General features: G+C 71.1%; 4 protein-coding genes. All 4 read right to left on the minus strand.

Features of this window, described 5'->3' with window-relative positions; all coding sequences use genetic code 11:
* Nucleotides 1-71 precede the first annotated feature (71 nt).
* The 4 genes from glmM to ACSNOK_RS30795 all read right to left on the minus strand — a co-directional run bounded on the left by glmM (nt 72) and on the right by ACSNOK_RS30795 (nt 4,598).
* On the minus strand, nt 72-1,430 hold the full coding sequence (gene glmM / locus ACSNOK_RS30780) for a phosphoglucosamine mutase (protein ID WP_436784088.1): 1,359 nt from the start codon (nt 1,428-1,430) through the stop codon (nt 72-74).
* A gap of 254 nt (nt 1,431-1,684) precedes the next feature.
* Nucleotides 1,685-2,188, minus strand: coding sequence for a 30S ribosomal protein S9 (gene rpsI, locus ACSNOK_RS30785; protein WP_004951313.1), 504 nt, complete (start codon nt 2,186-2,188; stop codon nt 1,685-1,687).
* Nucleotides 2,189-2,227: 39 nt separating this feature from the next.
* Nucleotides 2,228-2,674, minus strand: a complete 447-nt coding sequence (rplM, locus tag ACSNOK_RS30790) for a 50S ribosomal protein L13 (RefSeq protein WP_004951311.1) — start codon at nt 2,672-2,674, stop codon at nt 2,228-2,230.
* A gap of 304 nt (nt 2,675-2,978) precedes the next feature.
* Nucleotides 2,979-4,598, minus strand: a complete 1,620-nt coding sequence (locus tag ACSNOK_RS30795; RefSeq protein WP_436784089.1) for an ATP-binding cassette domain-containing protein — start codon at nt 4,596-4,598, stop codon at nt 2,979-2,981.
* Nucleotides 4,599-4,760: the final 162 nt, after the last annotated feature.

The raw sequence follows: 4,760 nt of genomic DNA on the forward strand, positions 1-4,760 counted from the left end.
CCCGCAAGAAACGGGAAGGGGCGGGACAGGGGCACCCCCCCATCCCGCCCACCCACCAGCACCCGGACGAACTACCCGAGCGCCGACTTCACCACATCGGCAAGCCGCTGAGCCACAGCCCGAGCCTGCTCGATATCAGCAGCCTCCACCATCACCCGCACCAGCGGCTCGGTCCCCGAAGACCGCAGCAGCACCCGCCCGGTAGCCCCCAGCTCCCGCTCCGCGTCGGCCACGGCCTCGGCAAGCTCCTGCGAAGACCCGACCCGAGACTTGTCGACGTCCCGGACGTTGATGAGCACCTGAGGCAGCCGCTCCATCACACCCGCGAGCTCCCGCAGCGACCGCCCCGAGGCCGCGACGCGAGCCGCCAGCATCAGCCCGGTCAGCGTCCCGTCACCGGTCGTCGCGTGGTCGAGGGCGATGACGTGCCCGGACTGCTCGCCGCCGAGGGCGAAGCCGTTGGCCTTCATCTCCTCCAGGACGTAGCGGTCGCCGACCGCGGTCTGGACGAGCTGGACGCCCTCCCGCTCCATGGCCAGCTTGAAGCCCAGGTTGGACATGACGGTGGCGACGACGGTGTTCTTCCGCAGCGACCCCGCCTCGCGCATCGCGAGCGCGAGAACCGCCAGGATCTGGTCGCCGTCGACCTCGGCACCGGTCGCGTCGACGGCCAGGCACCGGTCGGCGTCGCCGTCGTGCGCGACACCGAGATCCGCGCCGTGCTCGACGACCGCGGCCCGCAGCTTGTCCAGGTGCGTGGAGCCGCACTCGTGGTTGATGTTGAGGCCGTCGGGGTCGGTGCCGATGGTGACGACCTCGGCGCCGGCCCGGGAGAACGCCTCGGGCGAGACGCGGGAGGCCGCGCCGTGCGCGCCGTCGATGACGACCTTGAGGCCGTCGAGACGGTTCGGCAGGACGCCGATCAGGTGGGCGACGTAGTTGTCGAAGCCCTGGTCGTAGTCGCGGACGCGGCCGACGCCGGCCCCGGTGGGCCGGTCCCAGGGCTCGCCGGTGGCGTGCGCCCGGTACGTCCGCTCGATGCGGTCCTCCAGCTCGTCGGCGAGCTTGTGGCCGCCGCGGGCGAAGAACTTGATCCCGTTGTCGGGCATCGCGTTGTGGCTGGCGGAGAGCATGACTCCGAGGTCGGCGCCGAGCGCGCCGGTCAGGTACGCGACGGCGGGCGTCGGCAGCACGCCGACGCGCAGGACGTCCACGCCCGCGCTGGCCAGTCCGGCCACCACGGCGGCCTCCAGGAACTCCCCGGACGCCCGCGGGTCGCGGCCCACCACCGCCACCGGGCGATGGCCCTCGAACGTCCCCGCCTCGGCGAGCACGTGCGCCGCGGCGACCGACAGGCCGAGCGCGAGCTCGGCCGTCAGATCGGCGTTGGCGACGCCGCGCACACCGTCCGTACCGAAGAGTCGTCCCACTGGTGTCCTCCGAAAAACGCGGGAGTGCGGGGTCCCGGAGGGAGCCCCTTGTCCTTGAGCCTTGTACTTGAGGTGACGAGCCCTGGGCCAAAGCGTTGCCGCCAGGTGACCGAAGTCTCCCAGGTATACGGGGTACCCGCCCCGAGTGGCCCGTACGAGTGACCCCTGACCCGTACGGGTGATGCATAGCCGAACGCCCCGGCAGCACGGATCGTGCCGCCGGGGCGTTCGAGCAGAAGCAGCGAACCGCCGGATTAGCGCTTGCTGTACTGCGGAGCCTTGCGGGCCTTCTTGAGACCGGCCTTCTTGCGCTCGACCGCACGGTCGTCGCGCTTGAGGAAGCCGGCCTTCTTCAGCGGGCCGCGGTTGTTGTCGACGTCGGCCTCGTTGAGGGCACGGGCCACGCCGAGGCGCAGGGCGCCGGCCTGGCCGGAGACGCCGCCACCCGAGATGCGGGCGATGACGTCGTAGCGGTCGTCGAGCTCGAGCACCTTGAAGGGCTCGTTGACTTCCTGCTGGTGCACCTTGTTGGGGAAGTAGTCCTCAAGGGTGCGACCGTTGATCTTCCACTTGCCGGAGCCCGGAACGATCCGGACACGGGCGATGGCGTTCTTGCGACGGCCCAGGCCGGCGGCCGGCTGCGGGTCGCCGAAGCGGGACGCGAGGGACTCGGAGGTGTACTCCGACTCCACGACCTCGGTCTCGGTGGTGTACTCCTCGACGCCCTCGACCGGCATCTCGGCGGTGGTCTCAGCCACGATTCTCCTCAGACTTTCTGGTTCGGCGGTGGCCGGGACTTAGCCCTGCTTGACCTGGGTGATCTCGAACGGCTGCGGCTGCTGGGCGGCGTGCGGGTGCTGGTCGCCCGAGTAGACCTTCAGCTTCGAGAGCATCTGACGGCCGAGGGAGTTCTTGGGCAGCATGCCCTTGATCGCCTTCTCGACGGCCTTCTCGGGGTTCTTGTCGAGCAGCTCGTCGTAACGGACGGAGCGCAGACCACCCGGGAAGCCAGAGTGGCGGTACGCCATCTTCTGGGTCTTCTTGTTGCCGGACAGGTGAACCTTGTCGGCGTTGATGATGACGACGAAGTCACCCATGTCCATGTGCGGGGCGTACACGGGCTTGTGCTTGCCGCGCAGCAGGGAGGCGGCCTGGGAGGCCAGACGGCCCAGGACGACGTCCTGCGCGTCGATGATGTGCCACTGGCGCTGGACATCGCCGGGCTTGGGGCTGAACGTACGCACGGTCGTAGCCTTCGCTTCTTCAGTGAGTGTGGGTCCTGACACGGTCCGCATGGGACGATCGCGCGAGCTTGGCCGCACAACGGGGACGCAACCCGTGTGCCGACCGCCGGCGATCGGCCTGACGGACAAGCGTAAGGGCCCCTCGCGTGAGAACGACCAAGCCAATACGCATAACGAACTCGTAGAGTACCGGGCGGCCACCCACGGGGTCAAAACACATGGTCCCACCAACGGGCGCACCCGCCCCGAACGACCGTCCTCACCGCGCCCGACCGCCCGGGAGCACCCCGGCCGCCCCGCCACCTCACCGCGCCCGCGCGACCCGCCCCTCGTCCCACACCGGCTCGGCCGCCTCCCGCACCCGCCCGTCCGCTCCGAAGACCAGGAATCGATCGAACGCACGCGCGAACCAGCGATCATGCGTGACGGCCAGCACCGTCCCCTCGTACGCCTCCAGCCCCTTCTGCAACGCCTCCGCGCTCTCCAGGTCCAGGTTGTCCGTGGGCTCGTCCAGCAGCAGCGCCGTGGTGCCCGCCAGCTCCAGCAGCAGGATCTGGAAACGGGCCTGCTGCCCGCCGGAGAGCCGCTCGAACCGCTGGTCGCCCTGGCGCTCCAGCTCGTAGCGGCGCAGCGCGGACATCGCCCCGCCCCGGTCCTTGGCGTACTCCGTCCACAGGATGTCGACGAGGGTGCGGCCGAGCAGCTCGGGGTGGGCGTGGGTCTGGGCGAAGTGCCCGGGGACCACCCGCGCCCCCAGCTTCCACTCGCCCTCGTGCGCCACCGGCTCCCCGGCCAGCAGCCGCAGGAAGTGCGACTTCCCGGAGCCGTTCGACCCGAGCACGGCGACCCGCTCCCCGTAGAAGACCTCCAGGTCGAACGGCTTCATGAGCCCGGTGAGCTCCAGCCGCCTACAGGTGACGGCCCGCACGCCGGTGCGCCCGCCGGCCAGCCGCATCCGGATGTCCTGCCGGCGCGGCGGCTCCGGCGGCGGCCCGGCCTCCTCGAACTTCCGCAGCCGGGTCTTGGCCGCCTGGTAGCGGGAGGCCATCTCGTCGCTGCGGGCCGCGTACTGCTGCATGTCCCGGACGAGCTTCTTCAGCTGGGCGTGCTTCTCGTCCCAGCGCCTGCGCAGCTCCTCGAACCGCTCGAACCGCTCGGCGCGGGCCTCGTGGTAGGTGGCGAAGCCGCCGCCGTGCACCCACACCTCGGACCCGGCGGGGCTGGGCTCCACGCTGATGATCTTCTCGGCGGCGCGGGCGAGCAGCTCCCGGTCGTGGGAGACGAACAGCACGGTCTTCCGCGTCTCGCGGAGCCGCTCCTCCAGCCAACGCTTGCCGGGGACGTCCAGGTAGTTGTCCGGCTCGTCCAGCAGCAGCACCTCGTCGGTGCCGCGCAACAGCGACTCCAGCACCAGGCGCTTCTGCTCACCCCCGGAGAGCGTGCGCACCTGCCGCCACTGCGCCTTCTCATAGGGGATGCCCAGCGCGGCCATCGTGCACATGTCCCAGACGGTCTCGGCCTCGTAGCCGCGCGCCTCGGCCCAGTCGGACAGCGCCTGCGCGTACGCCACCTGCGCGGCCTCGTCGTCCCGCTCCATGATCGCGAGCTCGGCCCGGTCGACGGCCGCGGCGGCCTCCCGGATACGCGGCGGCGCCACCGACACCAGCAGGTCGCGCACCGTCCGCTCGTCCCGTACGGACCCCACGAACTGCGGCATCACGCCCAGCCCGCCGCCGACGGTGACCGTCCCCCCGTGCGGCCGGATCTCCCCCGCGATCAGCCGCAGCAGCGTCGTCTTCCCGGCCCCGTTGGCCCCGACCAGCGCGACGGCCGCCCCTTCACCGACCCGGAAGGACACATCGCCCAGCAACGGCCGACCATCCGGCAGGAAGTACTCGACGTGCGCCACCTCGACGTGTCCCATGCGACGCATTGTGTCGGCATTCCGGACCGCCACCAACCGGTTTACCGGGCGTGGCGCGCACCGCCGACAGCGCCCGGCGCACCCGGCGACACCCGGCGTCCGCCGGTCTACGATGCGCCCCATGAGCTTTGGGCAGGGGGAGCCGGGCGGGCAGGGGTCCTG

This window comes from Streptomyces sp. URMC 126, assembly GCF_051386555.1.
In the GTDB taxonomy this organism is placed as follows: Bacteria; Actinomycetota; Actinomycetes; order Streptomycetales; family Streptomycetaceae; genus Streptomyces.

What these genes read in the sequence shown, in the direction of transcription:
- ACSNOK_RS30795 (WP_436784089.1), bottom strand. Translation starts at nt 4,598, where the DNA reads ATGGGACACGTCGAGGTGGCGCACGTCGAGTACTTCCTGCCGGATGGT.